We start from the raw sequence: 17,240 nt of genomic DNA, 5'->3' as shown, positions 1-17,240 counted from the left end.
CATGGCCTAAGTCGAAAATGAAAACAAAAAGTTCGCCATTGCGTCTATTTTTGCGTGCTTCTCCTTCTCTTCCAGACGCACGCGACCCGCGGACGCCGAGGATGATATCCTGGAACCGGTGAGACATTCCGTCGCACCCCGTCCGCGTCACGAGGGCGATCCAGCCATGGCCAGTTACGCCGAACGCGTGCTCAAACTCGTCGCCGAGCCGTCGTACAAGCCTCGGACGCTCAAGGCGCTGTCGCGTCAGCTTGAGATCGACCCCGAGGACTATCCGGCGTTCCGGGCCGAGATCAAGGGGCTCGTCAAGGAGGGGAAGCTTGACGTCGGCCGCGACAAGACGCTGGCGAAGGCGGAGACCTCGGGCGCGATCATCGGCCTCTTCCGCCGTTCCGCGAAGGGGTTCGGCTTCGTCCGCCCCCACGGGGCCAACTCCAAGGCCGAGCAGATCTACATCCCCGTCGAGGGTGCCAAGGACGCTTCCAGCGGGGACGAGGTCGCCGTCAAGATCGTCAAACGCGCCCGCCGCGAAGGGACGAACGACGAGGGGCGGATTATCCAGATCGTCGCCCGGGCGAGCGGGGCGTTCGTCGGCACGTACCGGGAAGAGGGGGGGGCGGGTTACGTCAAGGTCGACGGCACGACGTTCCACGACCTGATCTACGTCGGCGATCCGGGGGCGAAGGGCGCCAAGCCCGGCGACAAGGTGGCCATCGAGATCGTTCGCTACCCCACCCCCTACGCCGAGGGCGAGGGAGTGGTCGTCGAGATCCTCGGCGAGCGTGGGGCGCCCGGCGTCGACACGCTGACCGTCATCCGCGCGTTCAACATCCCCGACGTCTTCCCCGACTCGGTCCTGGACGAAGCGCGCGATCTGGCCAAGCGATTCCACGAGGACGACGTGTCCGGCCGCGAGGACCTCCGAGGCGTTCTCACCGTCACGATCGACCCGGCCACCGCCCGCGACTTCGACGACGCGATCTCGCTCTCACGCGACGAGAACGGCTACTGGAGCCTGGGCGTCCACATCGCCGACGTCTCCCACTTCGTCCGCCCCGGCTCCGAGATCGACGACGTCGCCCGCAAGCGGGGGACGAGCGTCTATCTCCCCGACCGCGTCATCCCGATGCTCCCCGAGGTCCTTTCCAACAGCCTCGCCAGCCTCCAGGCCCACCACACGCGGTACACCGTGACCGCCTTCCTCGAATTCACCCCCGAGGGCGTACTGACCTCGAAGCGGTTCGCCCGGACGGCCATCAACGTCGACCATCGGTTCGCCTACGAGCATGCCTTCGAGGTCATGAAGAACCCGACGGCCGAGCATGTGGGCGTCGCTCCCGAGGTCGTGAAGATGGTCGTGGACATGCTGGAACTGGCGATGACCCTGCGCCGGCGGCGGTTCACCCGCGGAGCGCTGGAGTTGAGCCTGCCTGAAGTCGAGATCGACCTCGACGACCAGGGGAAGGTCTCCGGCGCCCACCTGGCCGTCAACGATGAGAGCCACCAGGTGATCGAGGAGTTCATGCTGGCCGCGAACGAGGCGGCGGCCTCGCACCTGACGGAGAATCACGTCGGCTTCCTCCGCCGCGTCCACCCCGACCCGGAGCCGAACAAGCTGGGCGAGTTCGCCGACTTCGTCCGCAGTCTGGGCTTCTCGATCGACCTTCCCCAGAGCCGGTTCGAACTCCAGCGCGTGCTCGACGAGGCCAAGGGAAAGCCCGAGGAATACGCCGTCCACTACGGCCTCCTCCGGAGCCTCAAACAGGCCGTCTACACGCCGGAGCACGAGACCCATTACGCCCTGGCCTCCGACGACTACTGCCACTTCACCTCGCCCATCCGCCGCTATCCCGACCTCCAGGTTCACCGTCAAATCACCGCCCTGATCGACGGGAGGAAGCCGAGGAGCAACCAGGACGAGTTGGCCGTTCTCGCCGAGCACTGCACCCGCACGGAGCGTCGCGCCGAGACCGCTGAGCGAGAGCTGAACCGCGTGAAGCTGTTGACGCATCTGGAAGGGCGCGTGGGCGAGGCCTTCCACGCGATCGTCGTGGGCGTTGAAGACTTCGGCCTCTTCTGTCGGCTCGTCGAACTCCCCGTCGAAGGTCTGCTTCACGTCACCAGCCTGGCCGACGACTTTTACTACCTGGAGGAAGGGACGCACACGCTCGTCGGCCGTCGGAGCGGGGCCCGACACCGGTTGGGGGACCGCATCGAGGTCCGCGTCGCTCGCGTGGATGTGGACCGTCGCGAGTTGGATCTCGTTCTCGCGACGACGCCCGTCTCGAAAACCAAGGCGGGAGCGAAGCCTCCTCGAAGGTCGAGCGCCGGACCTCGCCCCGCAGGTCCCGGCGGGCCGAGACCCCAGCGCGGAGGGGCGCCGGCTCCCTCGCCGGCTGAGAAGGCGGCTCGACTCGAGGCCAAGAAGAAGAAAAAGGCCAAGCTCAAGGCGCGTAAGAGTTCCAAGAAGCGCAAGAAGTGATCTGAGCCCCGGCCGCCCCTCGGGGATGTCGGGGCGATCTGGGCATGTCGGTTGCTTAAGGTCATCTCGTTGGACCTCGAGGACGCGCAACGCCGATCGCCGCGTCTCGACCTTGTCACCGTCCAGACGAGAGGCACCCATGCAACCCCGATCGCTCTCGGCTCGAAGCCTCGCGCACAAAGCGCTACTGACGTCGTTGGCAACTCTTGGCGGGGCGTTCGCCGCCGGTGCGCAAGAAACCGCCGCACCGGCCAAGCGGCCTGTCGATCCAGCCGCTGAGGCCGTGGCTGTCAAGGCCGTCCCCATGGAACGGCCCGAGCAGAAGCTGACCGACCACGACCGTTCGCCGATGTTCGAGGCGGGAAAGCCCGCGCCGGTTTCGGACGCCCTGAAATCGCAGCCCAACCAGGGACGCGTGCTGGGCTTCGACTTCTCGCGCGACCCGTACGGCTCGCCGAAGCCGTTCACCTCGGCGGCTGAGGTCAAAGCCAAGGAATCCGCGGCCAAGCCCGAGATCATGGCGGCGCACCGCAAGTACCTGGAGGGCCGTTTCAACCTCACGCCCAGGCTTGACCCCGTCCTCACGATGTCGCGCGGAAAGCCCGTGCCGGTCGGCCCGACGGCGAAGCTCGCCGAGGGGCAGACTTTCGACTCTCTCGCCGCGATGGCTCCCGAACAGATCAAGGAACAGGGGCTCTTTCCATATCCGGCGCTGCCTCACCCTTTCCACGCGAACGGTGGACAGGTCTTTCCGCCCGTACAGATCGCGATGTTCCCGCGCCTTGAACGGTTCGACGTCGAATTCGACCTCCCCAACGAGTTCCTCCCCGAGTTCCCGCCGGCGATCTACCTGACCAACCGGCCGGAACTCGGAGACGTCTCGCGCGGGCAGGTCGTCGCGCTGCACAATTACTATGAGTTGTTCAAGGACCTCCTGACCCAGACGCAGCTCGACGGCCTGCGGATGCTGGTGACTCCCTTGCCGCAGGAGGAATTCAACCTGACCGACGACCGCAAGAGTCCGAATCCTCAACTCGGCGTCGCCTGCTTCGACTGCCACGTGAACGGTCACACCACGGGGCAGTTCCACCTGAACCCAGACACCCGCCCCGAAGACCGTCGGTTCCGGATCGACACCGTCAGTCTCCGGGGGATGTTCAATCAGCAGGTCCACGGATCCAAGCGGAGTCTGCGCTCGGTTGAGGACTTCACCGAGTTCGAGCAGCGTACCGCCTACTTCAACGGCGATCCGATCCGGGCCATGAAGAAGGGCTTCACAGAATTGCCGCGCGAGGTCATCCCGCATATGGCTCAGTTCCAGAACATGCTGGATTTTCCTCCCGCGCCCAAACTGACGATCACCGGCAAACTCGACCCGCGCAAGGCCACCGAATCCGAGCTTCGAGGCGAAGCCCTCTTCACGGGCAAGGCCCAGTGCGCCGTTTGCCACCCCGCACCGTTCTTCCTGGACGACAAGCTCCACGACCTGCACCTGGAGCGGTTCCTGAAGGACGAACCGGGCGACGGCCCGATCAAGACGTTCACCCTCAGGGGAATCAAGGACAGCCCGCCGTACATGCACGACGGCCGCTGCCTGACGCTGGAAGACACGGTGGAGTTTTTCAATCTCGTCCAGGAATTGAAGCTCACCCCGCAGGAGAAGGCCGATCTCGTCGCCTTCATGCGGGCGCTCTGATCGCGGTCGATTCGACGATTGGAATACGAGGCCTCGGACCGTCAAGAGAGGGTCCGAGGCCTTTCGTTGTTTGAGCTTCCCAAAATCGTCGGGGCGGAGAGAATTCCGTCAAGGACGGACCCGACGAACGCCGATACAGGTTGGATGGCGGCGTCGACGACCCCGCAAGCAGGGAGGTGGGCTTTGAACCGCTGGATGAAACTCGTTCTGTGCGGATGCGTCGGTTGGTCCGGCCTGATTGAAGGGACGGCCGCCGCCCAGACGGCGACGAGGGAACGCGACGTCTCGGTCACGGGCCCTGGCGGGCGAACCCTGGAACGCCATATGTCGGCGACTCGCGGACCGGGTTACGTCGATCGTCAGCTCTCGGTCAGTCGGCCGGCCGGAACCCTGGAGCGGAGCGTCCACGCCTCGGCCGCACCCGCATTCCGGGGCGGGCCTCCAGGCCCTGGCCCCGGTCCCGGCTGGGGGCCTCATCCCGGCCCGTGGTTCGGCCCTCCGCCGCCGCGCGGCGGAGGTGGAATGAATCCGCTGGTGTCGTTCGGCATCGGTTCACTGGCCGGCGCTGCAATTGGGGCGACCGTCGCGCGAGCGACCGCCCCTGAGACGGTCGTCGTGGCGTCGCCGCCTGTGGTCGTTCAGCAGCCGGGCTTTGTGGCTGCTCCGGCCGTGATCGCCGCGCCGCCCGTGGTGGTGCAGCAGCCGACCGTCGTCGCGTCGGCCGTCGATCCCCTCGATCCGGTCGCCCTCGCGGCGCAACGGCTCCAGAGCATCCACTACGGGACCCGCCGCGAGGCCGCCCAGTCGCTCGGCATGCTCGGAGATCCCCGAGGCATTGCGCCGCTCGTCGACGTCCTCAAGAACGACTGGTACCCCAGCGTCCGGATCGCCGCCGCCGAGGCCATCGGCCAGATCGGCGGCCCTGAAGCGGTGGTGGTGCTGGGACGCGCGGTCGTTTACGAGAAGAAAGACTCGGTCCGCGAGGCCGCCGCCCACGCCTTGAATGTCGCCCGCGCCAAGACGGCCGCGATGGCCGTCTCTCAACCGGTCCCAGGCGAGACCGTCATCGAGTCTCGCGTTGAACCGCTGCCGCGCACCGTCTCGTCGACTTCCTCGTCAACTCGACGGACTGTTCCTACCCCTCCCGCACCCGCGCCGGCTCGCCCCTCAGCCTGGAAGAAGGCCGAGGAGAACACGATCCCGCTGGAATCCCCCGTCGACATCGAGCCCCTGGGCGACCGCATCCCGCCGCCAGCGCCGACGCCGGTTCCTTGAAGACTCCAATGAGAACGCCTCTTTCGATCCTCTGGAGGTTGGTCGGTTCGACCCTCGCGACGGCGGGAGTCGTTTGCTTCGCGATTTCCAATCTGACGATCGAGGGGAGTGACGCGTTCTACGTGGTCGTCGGTCCCCTCGAAATCGTTTTGCCGGACAGTGGTCTACTCGGCGATCAAGGGACGTTTTGCGGGTTGGTCGAGTTGACGGGTCTGTCGCTCATGTTTTCGGGCTTTGTTGCGCTCGTCCTACCCGCCCTTCCCGAGAAAGGGATGCGACAGGCCGCCGGTTTCTACGTCGGAGTCGGCCTGGCGGGGGCCCTCTTTTTCTGGCCGATGCTGATCAGGTGGTAGCGGAGCCCCCGCCAAACCTGCCTCGTCGCTCAGTACGAGTCAGACGAGAGGATCTCGCCGCCTGCCCGGGTGGCCAGCGCCTGCCAGGGGATGGGGTTGATGCTGCTCTTGATGAACCGGACGGAGCCGTCGGCGAAGAGCGAGTTGACGCCTCCAGGGTGTCGGCTCCAGTAGTCCTCGACGTGAGCCTCGGGATCGTTCGGAGTCCGACCGCCGTCTTCGGTCCCGACCGGGCCGAGGATCATGGTGAAAGCCTCTTCCGGGTCGACCATGAACTGGTCGGTTCCCCCCTCGACGGACGACGTCTTGAAAAGCCACCCTCCGACGGCCCGGCCCGTCCAGGTGACGTAGCTGAGGTTGTGGCTCCGCTCGCCGACGGCGATCGTGTTGCTGGTGCCGTCGGTGATCGCCGCGAAGTTGATCTTGCTGTTGCGGAAGAAGATGCCGGCGCCCCGGCCCGGGGCGTCGCCGATCTCGCCGATCCCGTACATCCCGACGTAGTTCGCGCAGCCGACGGTGTACATCGTCTGGGTATTGGCCTCGTTGCGGACGGGAACGGTGATGGGAGTGGAATCGGACGGGCAGAGGTAGCTGTTCACCCGAAGGAATTGAGCGGTGGTGTTGTGCGGCAGCGTCAGCGTGTAGTTGAAGTTGATCGAGTCGTATAGGTTCCGCTGTTCCATCTGGGGAAGGATGAAACTGGCCCACCCCCAACCGGGACCGATGTCATCCTCGGCCGTGCCGGCATCGCCGGAATCCATCCGGTAGAAGCTTGAATAGCCCGGCGGGAAATATCCGTTCGAGTCGGTGTAGTTGTGAAGCGCCAGGCCGATCTGTTTGAGGTTGTTGACGCACTGCGCCCGCCTGGCGGCCTCGCGGGCCGACTGCACGGCCGGGAGCAAAAGGGCGATCAGCACGGCGATGATCGCAATAACGACCAGCAACTCGATCAGCGTAAAGGCCTGCTGGAGACGAACTTTCCGGTTCCTCATCTTCTCTGTAGCTCCTGACCCGTATGGATGTATGCAGTGCGCGTGACAGCGCGGGAATGAGATGGTGGATGTTGAGGCGGCAAACCGCCGGGGATGTGGGCGATCGGCGCAGGGGTGCGCCGGAACGCCTTGCGAGAGAGGACGTCAGGAGCGGGGGACGCTCGACTCCATGAGATCAGAGCGAGCGAGGTCGAGGCGCGCGAAACCCCGGCGTCCTCGGGTCAGGCGAGGGTCGGTGGAGCGCGTGGAGAGGAGGGAGCCTCGATCGGCGCGGGAGAGACGAGCGGAGGCTCGTCGGGCGGCTGCGTCGCGATGATCTCGGCGATCAGGGAGCCGTCGGCGTCGAGGTGGAGCGACGACTGGGCCTGAACATGACAGACGACGCAGTCATGATGGGCGTCGACCGGACGGGAGTCCGGGCAGGACGACACGCCGTCGCGGTGAACGCAGGAAGGGCCCTCATGCCCGAGGCCCGGGAGCGCATGCAACGCCGGTCCGGCGATCGCGACGATTCCGTACGCGATCGCGAACAGGTTCAGCAGGATCCGTCTGGATCGAGCCGGCATGGTGAGGAATCGACTCCCAGCGGCCTCGGTGGAAGGCGTGATCCGTCGCGAAGGAAAGCGACGACGCCCGAGGGCCGCCAACTAGTGTTATGCGGCCCTCGGGCGCTCGTCAATTGGGATTTGCCGACTTTGCGGGGCTTTTCAACGGATCGGGTTGAAGACGAGACCGGTGAGCAGCTTGGGATAGAAGTAGGTGCTCTTGGGGGGCATGGTCTCCAGGCCCGAGGCGATGGCCTCGACATGCTCCATGCTGGCCGGAGGAACCAGGCAGGCGAGGTCGCAGCCCTTGGCGGCCACGTCGTCGTGGACCTCGCTGGTCAGGTGGACGTATCGGATCGACCGATCCTTGGCCAACGGGGCGAGCAGATGGTCGAGGACGAGCACCTGAAGAATGCTTACGCCCAGCGAACGCCAGTCGGCGCCGTGGTCGGGGGCGAGCCGGTCCATCGTCGCGTCGGAGCGGAGCCGGGCGACGGTCCACTTGCCGTCGGCGACCGTGCCGAAGGCGAGCACGTCCTGCTCGTCGCTCCCCTCGGTCGCCAGAGCGGCGATTTCCAGACCGTCGTCCCCTTCGCCGACGACCTTGACGTCGAACTCAGGCGAGAGCCGGTTCGCCAACTCCTCGGCGGTCAGCCCGGGGAAGCCCTTCACCAGGCGATGGGTGGGCAGAATGAGCAGGCCGGGATCGCTCATCGACACCAGCATCATCAGGCAGAAGTTGGCCGGATCGTCGGGTCCGGTCAACTCGCCGGCGGCTTCCTTCTCGTTGCGGAAGCGAAGCCCGGTTTCGTAGCGGTGGTGGCCGTCGGCGATGAACGTCGGTCGGCCCCCCATCAGCCCGCCGACGGCCGAGATCACCTCGGGGTTGGTGCAGAGCCAGAGCTTGTTGACGACGCCGAGGTGGTCCTCGGCGATCAGCGGGGTCTTGTCCTTGATCCCTTCCTCGACCTTGCGAAGGACCTCGTTGGTCGAATCGGGGTAGAGGCCGAAGATCGGGCTGAGGTTGAAGCCCGTCGCATGGTAGAGAGCCAATCGGTCGGCCTTGGGGCCGGCGAGCGTCTGTTCGTGGGGGTAGATCTTCCCCTCGCCGAACGGCTCAAGCCGGACACGGGCGAAGAAGCCCTTGCGGACGTGGGTCTCGCCCTCGACCTGGTAGGTCTGCTCGTAGACGTAGAACGCCGGCTGTTCCTCGGTCCGGAGCACGCCCTGGCGTTGCCAGTCGCGGAGGAACCGGGCGGCGCGAGTGTAGGGGCTTTCGGAGGCGGAGTCGCCCGGCTCGGCCCGGTTCAGCTCCATCCGGATGCTGTTGTAGGGGCTGGCCTGGTAGAGCTTGTCCTGCAACTCGGGGCCGATCACGTCGTAGGGGGGCGCAACCACGTCGGACAGCGCGCCGACCTGGGCCACATCGTAACGGACGCCGCGGAAAGCACGTACGTCGGGCATCGCGAAGGTCTCTCGTCTCGTAAGTGGGAGGCAGGGAAACGCGACGCCCCGGACCGAGTCAGCCCGGGGCGGTCGGCGAGATTCGTGTGTTCCGGGCTCAGGCGCCCAATTCCCAGCACTCGAGGTACTCGCCCTGCTCGTCGGCCTCGTGCCGTTGGGTGGGTTTTCTGGATGAGCGCTGCGGCTCGATGAAACGACCAGTCTAACATAAGTCTGGGAGTATGTTAAGAACCCCCCTCGGCCGATTTCTCCGCACCAGGCCGCCCGCCAGACGGTTTTGACCGTTTGCGAGGCCGCTGAGTAAGATGTCTCGGTCGTCACGACACACTTGTCGCCCCGCTTCAATCACCTGCTTTCAGTCCCAAGGGAGTTCGCCCGCCGTGGTGCCCGCCAAGGATTTCAAGCGTCGAATGGTCGTCGAGATCGACGGCGCGCCGCATATGATCGAGCACATCCAGGTCCAAACGCCGTCGGCCCGCGGAGCCGCCACGCTCTACAAGGTCAAAGCCCGTAACCTCAAGACCAAGAATCGGGTCGAGAAGGCGTATCGAGGAACCGACTCGCTCAACGAGTCCAGCTTCGAGCGCAAGCCGATCCAGTATCTCTACCGGGACGCCGACGACCTTCATTTCATGGACTCGGGCGACTTCTCCCAGTTCTCGTTCAAGGCCGACGATCTGGCCGACCAGATTCCGTTCCTGACGGAGAACATGCCTGGAATCGAGGCGCTCGTCGTCGACGACGAGGTGATCGCCATCGACCTGCCGGACACGATCGAGATGACGATCGTGGAAACCGCTCCGGGAGTCCGCGGCAATTCGGCGACCGGCCGTACAAAGCCGGCGACGCTCGTAACCGGCCATGTCGTGCAGGTTCCCGAACACCTTGAAGAAGGTACCACTGTGCGCGTCGACACTCGCACGGGCGAGTACCTGGGCCGCGTCTAAGGCCGGACGGCCGCAGACTCTCCGTAAGCCTCGCCGAGAGCATGCGCCGCCGAGTTTAGCCTATCCGTCGACTCCCGCTCGGGCGTCAGAACCGCCGCGCCGAACTGCGGGAATCGGCGCGAATAGGGGCCGCTGGAGAATCGTCTGTTAAACTGGAAAGTGATAGGACGAGTCCCGGTTGAAAGACCAAATCGACCGAACTCCCCATCATCTAAGCTGCTCCCAAATAGGCGTCTGCTTCGACCCAATCCGATCCCGCCCGCTCAGGGGACCCGCCTGGCCCGGCGGAGATCGGTTCCCACGGTTATCCAGTTTCTCGAGACCACCACACGATCTCTCCGGGGCGACGATCCACCCGAGCCGAGTCCGCGATGACGCGACGCCCCGCTCCCGGCGTCCTTCGATCGAGACGGCGGCCACGGCGCGCGGCTCTCCCGGGCCAATTCGACGGAAGGGCGTTTGCCATGTCGACATCTCGGTTCCGCACTCGTTTTCTGGCCGGGGGATTCCTCCTGGTCTCCGCCGCTATGCCGGCCTGGGCCGATGACCCCAAGGCACAGCCAACGAAGCCCGCGCCTGACGCGGCCAAGGCTGACAACGAAGCCGACGTTCCTGTCGTAAACCTGCTGGACGCGATGCGCGACGGCCTGGTGGACGTGCAAGCCGAGGGCCGAGGCGACGGCCGGATGACCGTTTCGGTCACCAACAAGTCCAAGCGCCAGCTCAACGTCGTTCTGCCCCCCGGTCTCATCGCTCAGGGCGCCGCCGGCCAGATGGGCGGCATGGGCGGCATGGGCGGCGGCATGGGCGGTATGGGTGGCATGGGCGGCGGCATGGGTGGCATGGGCGGCGGTATGGGCGGTATGGGCGGCGGTATGGGTGGTATGGGCGGCGGCATGGGCGGCGGCATGATGGGTGGTCGCGGCGGCATGTCGGGGACGATGCCGCCGATGATGGGCATGATGATGCTCGCCCGCCTGATCATGTCGCTCTGCGGCGACTACGACTCGTGGGACCAGCGCAGCCTCGCTACCGGCATGATGGGCGGCATGGGCGGCATGGGTATGGGCGGCGGCATGGGTGGCATGGGCGGCATGGGCGGCGGCATGGGCGGCATGGGTATGGGCATGCGGTCGGTCGCTCCCACCGGGCTGCCCTACGCCTCGCTCAAGCCGGGCCAGAACCGCAAGCTGCCCACCCGTCTGGTCAGCCTGAGCGCTCCCAACGAGGACGGCACGGTGCGGCTGCCCGCCGAGGGCGAGCAGCTCCAACTCGGCGACGTGTCGCAGATCAACGCCGACGCTCGGGTGCAGAAGGCGCTGCGTCGGCTGGCCGCCGAGAAGGCTCCGGAGTCGATCAGCCAGTTGGTGATGTGGCGTCTGGCCCAGGGGCTGGACTGGGACGTGATCGCTCGGATGGCCGAGAAGCGGGGCAAGAACTACGAGTACGAGCTGACGCTGGCTCAGGAGTTCGTGGATCGGCTGGCCACGCTGCCCGACGATGAGACGGGGGTGCTGCTGTTCCAGGTCGACGCCAAGGGGCCGGAGTCGCAGGCGGCGGCCGACGAGTTGACCAAGGCTTTGAAGGACAAGCCGGTGCTGGGTCTGTGGGCTCGCGAAGGCGTTCCCGCGGAGCCCGAAGGGCCGGCGGTGGCCTGCCGGATCCGGGTCGACGGCAAGGAGGCGTTGGTTCAGGTGGCTTCGAGCAACAGCACGGCTCAGGCGTGGGTGCCGTTCGGCAAGTTCACGCTGCCGGTGACGGAGTCGGACGGCAAGTTCGACGCCAAGGCGACGGCCGACGAGCTGGCCGGCGGAGTGCTGAACCGTCTGGTTCGGGCGCAGCTGAGCCAGGGTCCGCGGTCGAAGGGGAAGCCGACGTACCAGGTGAAGATCGAGAACGCGTCGCCGCTGGTGCTCAATGGTCTGGCGATTGCGGGAGCCGACGATCCGTCGTCGGAGCCAAAGGAGCTTTCGGGAGTGAGCATCGGTCCGCGTCGGAGCATGACCTTCCCGGCGACCGACGAGGTGGTGAAAGGGCTGGGCTTGAAGAAGGGGATCCGGATCAGCGCCGCTGACCTCAGCGGACTCTGAGAAGTTGGCCGCTGGGCCGCAGCTCAGATCGTAAGCTTGTCGATCTCAAATCGTCGAAACGAAGGGCCGCTAATCGCGGTCCTTCTTTCGTTTACGGCGGGTTTATTATGAGGGGGGCTTCATGAGGTTTCTTAGATCGGCGTGTGCTAGGTTTGCGCCCGGACTTCTCGTGCTCGCCCTTTCTCCGGCGGGCGCGAGGGCCGGCGAGCCGCCAGCGGCAGAGTCGGAACCAGCGCCGGTAAACCTGCTGGACGCGATGCGCGACGGCCTGGTGGACGTGCAAGCCGAGGGCCGAGGCGACGGCCGGATGACCGTTTCGGTCACCAACAAGTCCAAGCGCCAGCTCAACGTCGTTCTGCCCCCCGGTCTTATCGCTCAGGGCGCCGCCGGCCAGATGGGCGGCATGGGCGGCATGGGCGGCGGCATGGGCGGTATGGGTGGCATGGGCGGCGGCATGGGTGGTATGGGCGGCGGTATGGGTGGCATGGGTGGCGGGATGGGCGGCGGGATGGGCGGCGGCATGGGCGGCGGCATGGGCGGCGGCATGTCGGGGACGATGCCGCCGATGATGGGCATGATGATGCTCGCCCGCCTGATCATGTCGCTCTGCGGCGACTACGACTCGTGGGACCAGCGCAGCCTCGCTACCGGCATGATGGGCGGCATGGGCGGCATGGGCATGGGCGGCGGCATGGGTGGCATGGGCGGCATGGGCGGCGGCATGGGCGGCATGGGTATGGGCATGCGGTCGGTCGCTCCCACCGGGCTGCCCTACGCCTCGCTCAAGCCTGGCCAGAACCGCAAGCTGCCCACCCGTCTGGTCAGCCTGAGCGCTCCCAACGAGGACGGCACGGTGCGGCTGCCCGCCGAGGGCGAGCAGCTCCAACTCGGCGACGTGTCGCAGATCAACGCCGACGCTCGGGTGCAGAAGGCGCTGCGTCGGCTGGCCGCCGAGAAGGCTCCGGAGTCGATCAGCCAGTTGGTGATGTGGCGTCTGGCCCAGGGGCTGGACTGGGACGTGATCGCTCGGATGGCCGAGAAGCGGGGCAAGAACTACGAGTACGAGCTGACGCTGGCTCAGGAGTTCGTGGATCGGCTGGCCACGCTGCCCGACGATGAGACGGGGGTGCTGCTGTTCCAGGTCGACGCCAAGGGGCCGGAGTCGCAGGCGGCGGCCGACGAGTTGACCAAGGCTTTGAAGGACAAGCCGGTGCTGGGTCTGTGGGCTCGCGAAGGCGTTCCCGCGGAGCCCGAAGGGCCGGCGGTGGCCTGCCGGATCCGGGTCGACGGCAAGGAGGCGTTGGTTCAGGTGGCTTCGAGCAACAGCACGGCTCAGGCGTGGGTGCCGTTCGGCAAGTTCACGCTGCCGGTGACGGAGTCGGACGGCAAGTTCGACGCCAAGGCGACGGCCGACGAGCTGGCCGGCGGAGTGCTGAACCGTCTGGTTCGGGCGCAGTTGAGCCAGGGGCCGCGGTCGAAGGGGAAGCCGACGTACCAGGTGAAGATCGAGAACGCGTCGCCGCTGGTGCTCAATGGTCTGGCGATTGCGGGAGCCGACGATCCGTCGTCGGAGCCGAAGGAGCTTTCGGGAGTGAGCATCGGTCCGCGTCGGAGCATGACCTTCCCGGCGACCGACGAGGTGGTGAAAGGGCTGGGCTTGAAGAAGGGGATCCGGATCAGCGCCGCTGACCTCAGCGGACTCTGAGCCGATCGGCCTGATCGCCTTATAGTTTGTTTATGCGTCGGCCGTCGTGGAAGCCTCCGCGACGGCCGACGTTTTTTGTGCGCTCAGTTTGGGGGCTCAAGAAACTTCCACGCCTGTCCTCGGCGTGTGTCGCTCGCGGCGAACATGTGGGGGGTGATCGCGGCGGCGGCGATTCGGAGGCTTACCTCCAGACGCGGCCCAGGTCGGGTGAAGAAGGACGATCCGTCCACCAACGCGACGCGGCCGTCACGCACCGCCGGAAGCTCTCGCCATTCGGGGCGGTCGACGATCGCCGCGGCTTCGCGTTCGGCGCGATCGAGAGGGAGCCCGCAGAGAGCGAGGATGAGGACCTCGGGGCTAGTCTCGACGATTTCCTCCCAGGTAACACGTCTTGAACGTTCTCCCGGTCGCCCGATCATCTCGCGGCCCCCGGCCAGTTCGACGATCTCGGGATTCCAGTGCCCGCAACTGTAAGGAGGGTCGAGCCACTCCAGGAGCAAGACGCGGGGCTTGGGACGAGTGGGCGCGATGAATTCCCGAATCCAGCGGATCGTCCGGTGGAAGCCGGCCACATGATGCTCGGCCTCGAGGGGGCGTTCCAGCAGGTCCCCTACACGTCGGAACATGGCGAAGATCTCGTCGAGCGTTCGGGGATCGACGCTCTCGACGTGCGGCTTTCCAGCGAGTTTCGCCGCGACGCGACGGACGGTCGCTTCGTTCACCGCGCAAACGTCGCACTGCTCCTGGGTGAGAATCAGGTCGGGGGCGAGTTCGCCCAACCTCGCCTCGTCGAGATCGAACAGGCCGTTCGCCTGCTCGGCGACGAGGGCGTCGATCTGGGCGCTTGTGGCGTCGTCTGGGAGGCGGCTCCGGGTCAGGCGGGCGAGTTCGGCGACGTTGCGCGGGAAGTCGCACTCGTGGGTGACGCCGACGAGGTCCTCCCTTCGACCGAGGGCGCAAACCAGTTCCGTGAGCGCCGGGAGCAGGCTGACGATCCTCATGGGACCTCTCCAAGCTCGGCTTACTTCGGCGGCTTGACCTTCGTGGTCGGTCCGACGGAGACGATGGTCATTGGCCAGAGAGGGTACTCGCGGACGAGGCGGCGGATCTGATCGACAGTGACGCGCGAGAAGGCGTCGAGTTCCTGTTCGACGGGGAGGTAAGCGCGACGGTAGACCCAGTGGAAGCCCAATGAGGCCAGACGGCCCATGGGGCGTTCGCTCCGGAGGACGGTTCGCGCCTGGACCTTGTTTTTGGCCTGAGAGAGTTCCTCGACCGTGACCCCGCGTTCCATCACTCCGCGGTAGACCTTTGCCATCCGGGCGAGGTTAGCCTGGACGTCCTGGGGCTCGCACGAAAGGAATGAGTAGAAGCCCCCCGCCTGATTGTAGTCCTGGTAGCTCATCTCGGCGCCGTCGGCGTAGCCGGGGTCGATGAGGGCCCAGTAGAGCTGGGAGCTGGTGTGGTCGCCGATGATCGTCGCCAGCAGATGGGCCGCGTAACGGTCGTCGCTCTCGAGCGGCGGCCCGTCGCTGACGCCGACGACGGTCTGCTGCTGGTCTTCCTCGCGCAGAATGGCTTCGAAGGCGAGTCGGCCGTGGGCGGGACGGGCGTCGCGGACAGGATGTTCGCCGGTCCAGGACTGGCAGTGCTTCTTCGCCAGATCGACCAGGCTGTCCCAGTCGCCCTTGCCGGCGAACCCGAGGACGATGTTGGCCGGGCTGTACCGGCTGGCGAAATACGTCCGCATGTCCTCAGCTTTCATCGCCGTGATCGAGTCGACCGTGCCGAGGATGCTGTTGCCCAGCGGATGCGCGCCGAAGTGGGCGGCCTTGGCGGCCTCGTAGGCGACCGACATGGGGTTGTCCATGTACATCCGGATTTCTTCGATGATGACCTTCTTCTCGGTCTCGAAGTCGTCCTCGCGGAGCGTGGGACGGAGGATGTCGGCCAGAACGTCGAACGCCTTGGGGAGATACTCAGGCAGAGCGGTGAAGTGGTAGAAGGTGTCTTCCTCGGACGTCTGCGCGTTGTGTTTGGCGCCGACCCGGTCGAAGTCCTTGTTGACGGTCAGCGCGTCTCGGCGGGCGGTCCCCTTGAACGTCATGTGCTCAAGGAAATGGGAGACGCCGGCCAACTCCGGCGACTCGTCGCGACTGCCGGCCTTGACGAAGAAGCCGGCGGCGATCGAGTGCGCGTCGTCGTTCAGCTCGGCGATCACTTCCAGGCCGTTATCGAGCGTCGTGTGATGGAAACGCATCAGGGCGGTCCTTAGAGGGCGGCTCAGGCCGGAATGTCGACGTTCAGGGGGGTGGGGCCGAGCGTCAGAACGGTCAGGTCGCGAAGGTTCAGGAGCGTCCTGGCGTAGTCCGAGACCGACGTGGGAGTCAGCGCGTCGAGTTCGGCGGCGATCTCGTCGAGCGATCGGACGCGGCCGAGGAAGTACCAGTCCGAGGCCAGCGCATTGGAGCGGCTCATGCTCGACTCCTGCGCCATGATCAGCGAACTCTTCAGGCCGGCCCGCATGGTCTCCAGTTCTTCCATTTCGACGCCCCCTTCGGCCAGGCGTCGGAACTCGGCCAGCATGACGTCCAGAGTTTCCTGGGCGCGGTCGGTGGAGGTGCCGGCGTAGCTGAGCATGGCTCCCCGGTTACGCTGGCCCTCGTAACTGGCGTAGACCGAATAGCACAGCCCGCGCTTCTCACGGACCTCGGTGAACAGCCTGGCGGAGGAATAGCCGCCGAGGATGGCGACGGCCGCTCGGGCTCGATAATAGTCGGGGCCGGCCACGGTCGCCGCGGGGGCCGCCATGGCGATCTGGATCTGCTGGGTCTCGCGAGTGATGTGGTCGATGCTGGGGCCTGCCGGCTTTTCCACCAGGACGGGCTCGGGAGAGGACTTCCATCCTCCGAAGAGGCGGTCGACGGCGTCGCGAAGCCGAGGCCAATCGATCGCTCCGGCAACGCCCAGGATCGCGCCGCCGGGGCGGAACATCGTTCGGTGGAAGGTCCGCAGGGCCGCCGGCGTGATCCGCGCGACGTCTTCGGCCGATCCGGGGGAGGGTCTGCCCCAGGGCTCCGGGAAGTGTCGACGCCGCAGCTCATAGATGACCTTGGACCCAGGGTCGTCCTCCAGGCTCCGAAGGTTCTGGAGGCAGAGCGCGCGAATCGGCTCAACCTCCTGATCGTCCAGACGAGGCCGCAGGACGACGTCGGCGAAGATCTCCAGCGCGGGGATCAGGTTGACGCCCAGCGTGGCCGCGGCGAAGCTCGTGTGGACCGTCTGGGCGCTCTCGGAGTGACTCACGCCCAGGTTGTCGAGGGCGTTGAGGAGGGCGCGGCTGTCGCGGTCGCCGGCGCCCCGCATCAGCCACTCGCAGGTCATGGCGGCGGCCCCGCCGCCGGCGTTGAGCCCCTCGGCGGCTTCGTAGGCGGCCCCGGCCGGAATCAAGAGCGTGAACGAGGCCGACTGGACCCCGGGCATCGCCTCGGCGACGAGCACCAGGCCGTTGGGGTACTCGTGCTGCTGGATCGTCGCGGATGGCGCCGGCACGGCGTTCCCCCAAATGCGAGCGTCGCCGGACGCCCGCCTCGGACGCCGGAATCCGCTAGAGTTTATTGTCGGATACCGATCGGCGAGCAGCGCGATCGCTTGCCGCGGCTGGGCACGGCAGCGGCGCTCCTCGGACCTC

General features: G+C 66.3%; 13 protein-coding genes. 7 read left to right on the top strand and 6 right to left on the bottom strand.

Features of this window, described 5'->3' with window-relative positions; genetic code table 11:
* Positions 1 to 166 precede the first annotated feature (166 nt).
* The 4 genes from rnr to G5C50_RS07025 all read left to right on the top strand — a co-directional run bounded on the left by rnr (position 167) and on the right by G5C50_RS07025 (position 5,806).
* Positions 167 to 2,482 carry a ribonuclease R gene (gene rnr, locus G5C50_RS07040; protein ID WP_165066973.1) on the top strand — a complete coding sequence of 772 codons (2,316 nt, stop codon included), beginning with the start codon at positions 167 to 169 and terminating at the stop codon, positions 2,480 to 2,482.
* 139 nt (positions 2,483 to 2,621) lie between these two features.
* Positions 2,622 to 4,178, top strand: a complete 1,557-nt coding sequence (locus G5C50_RS07035; protein ID WP_240906994.1) for a cytochrome B6 — start codon at positions 2,622 to 2,624, stop codon at positions 4,176 to 4,178.
* Positions 4,179 to 4,361: 183 nt separating this feature from the next.
* Positions 4,362 to 5,453 carry a HEAT repeat domain-containing protein gene (locus G5C50_RS07030; protein ID WP_165066970.1) on the top strand — a complete coding sequence of 364 codons (1,092 nt, stop codon included), beginning with the start codon at positions 4,362 to 4,364 and terminating at the stop codon, positions 5,451 to 5,453.
* A gap of 8 nt (positions 5,454 to 5,461) precedes the next feature.
* On the top strand, positions 5,462 to 5,806 hold the full coding sequence (locus G5C50_RS07025; RefSeq protein ID WP_165066967.1) for a hypothetical protein: 345 nt from the start codon (positions 5,462 to 5,464) through the stop codon (positions 5,804 to 5,806).
* A 29-nt stretch (positions 5,807 to 5,835) separates the two neighbouring features.
* On the opposite strand, the gene G5C50_RS07020 is transcribed toward G5C50_RS07025, so the two are convergent.
* The 3 genes from G5C50_RS07020 to G5C50_RS07010 all read right to left on the bottom strand — a co-directional run bounded on the left by G5C50_RS07020 (position 5,836) and on the right by G5C50_RS07010 (position 8,807).
* On the bottom strand, positions 5,836 to 6,798 hold the full coding sequence (locus tag G5C50_RS07020) for a DUF1559 family PulG-like putative transporter (protein ID WP_165066965.1): 963 nt from the start codon (positions 6,796 to 6,798) through the stop codon (positions 5,836 to 5,838).
* Positions 6,799 to 7,019: 221 nt separating this feature from the next.
* Positions 7,020 to 7,364: a hypothetical protein gene (locus tag G5C50_RS07015; RefSeq protein WP_165066962.1), complete on the bottom strand. Its 345-nt coding sequence runs from the start codon at positions 7,362 to 7,364 to the stop codon at positions 7,020 to 7,022.
* 141 nt (positions 7,365 to 7,505) lie between these two features.
* The gene (locus G5C50_RS07010) at positions 7,506 to 8,807 is read right to left on the bottom strand and encodes a DUF1015 domain-containing protein (RefSeq protein ID WP_165066960.1); all 1,302 of its coding nucleotides are present in this window, start codon (positions 8,805 to 8,807) and stop codon (positions 7,506 to 7,508) included.
* Positions 8,808 to 9,187: 380 nt separating this feature from the next.
* Between G5C50_RS07010 and G5C50_RS07005 the strand changes: the two genes are divergently transcribed.
* The 3 genes from G5C50_RS07005 to G5C50_RS06995 all read left to right on the top strand — a co-directional run bounded on the left by G5C50_RS07005 (position 9,188) and on the right by G5C50_RS06995 (position 13,549).
* A complete protein-coding gene (locus tag G5C50_RS07005) occupies positions 9,188 to 9,754 on the top strand; it encodes an elongation factor P (RefSeq protein WP_165066957.1) in 567 nt (188 codons plus the stop codon).
* Positions 9,755 to 10,218: 464 nt separating this feature from the next.
* Positions 10,219 to 11,844 (top strand): hypothetical protein, encoded by a 1,626-nt coding sequence (locus G5C50_RS07000; protein WP_165066955.1) that lies wholly within the window; start codon positions 10,219 to 10,221, stop codon positions 11,842 to 11,844.
* A 169-nt stretch (positions 11,845 to 12,013) separates the two neighbouring features.
* Positions 12,014 to 13,549, top strand: a complete 1,536-nt coding sequence (locus G5C50_RS06995) for a hypothetical protein (protein ID WP_165066952.1) — start codon at positions 12,014 to 12,016, stop codon at positions 13,547 to 13,549.
* Positions 13,550 to 13,632: 83 nt separating this feature from the next.
* On the opposite strand, the gene G5C50_RS06990 is transcribed toward G5C50_RS06995, so the two are convergent.
* From G5C50_RS06990 to G5C50_RS06980, 3 genes are read right to left on the bottom strand one after another with little or no spacing between them, the layout of a single operon-like run.
* A complete protein-coding gene (locus G5C50_RS06990) occupies positions 13,633 to 14,550 on the bottom strand; it encodes a cobalamin-binding protein (RefSeq protein ID WP_165066950.1) in 918 nt (305 codons plus the stop codon).
* Between the two features lie 20 nt (positions 14,551 to 14,570).
* Complete coding sequence (locus G5C50_RS06985; protein WP_165066948.1) at positions 14,571 to 15,809, bottom strand: M16 family metallopeptidase; 1,239 nt, start codon at positions 15,807 to 15,809, stop codon at positions 14,571 to 14,573.
* A gap of 23 nt (positions 15,810 to 15,832) precedes the next feature.
* A complete protein-coding gene (locus G5C50_RS06980) occupies positions 15,833 to 17,101 on the bottom strand; it encodes a M16 family metallopeptidase (protein ID WP_240906993.1) in 1,269 nt (422 codons plus the stop codon).
* Between the last annotated feature and the right edge of the window lie 139 nt (positions 17,102 to 17,240).

The organism is Paludisphaera rhizosphaerae, assembly GCF_011065895.1.
In the GTDB taxonomy this organism is placed as follows: Bacteria; Planctomycetota; Planctomycetia; order Isosphaerales; family Isosphaeraceae; genus Paludisphaera; species Paludisphaera rhizosphaerae.
Note: the sequence above shows the minus strand (reverse complement) of the source record. Positions and strands in the feature narration are given on the sequence as shown.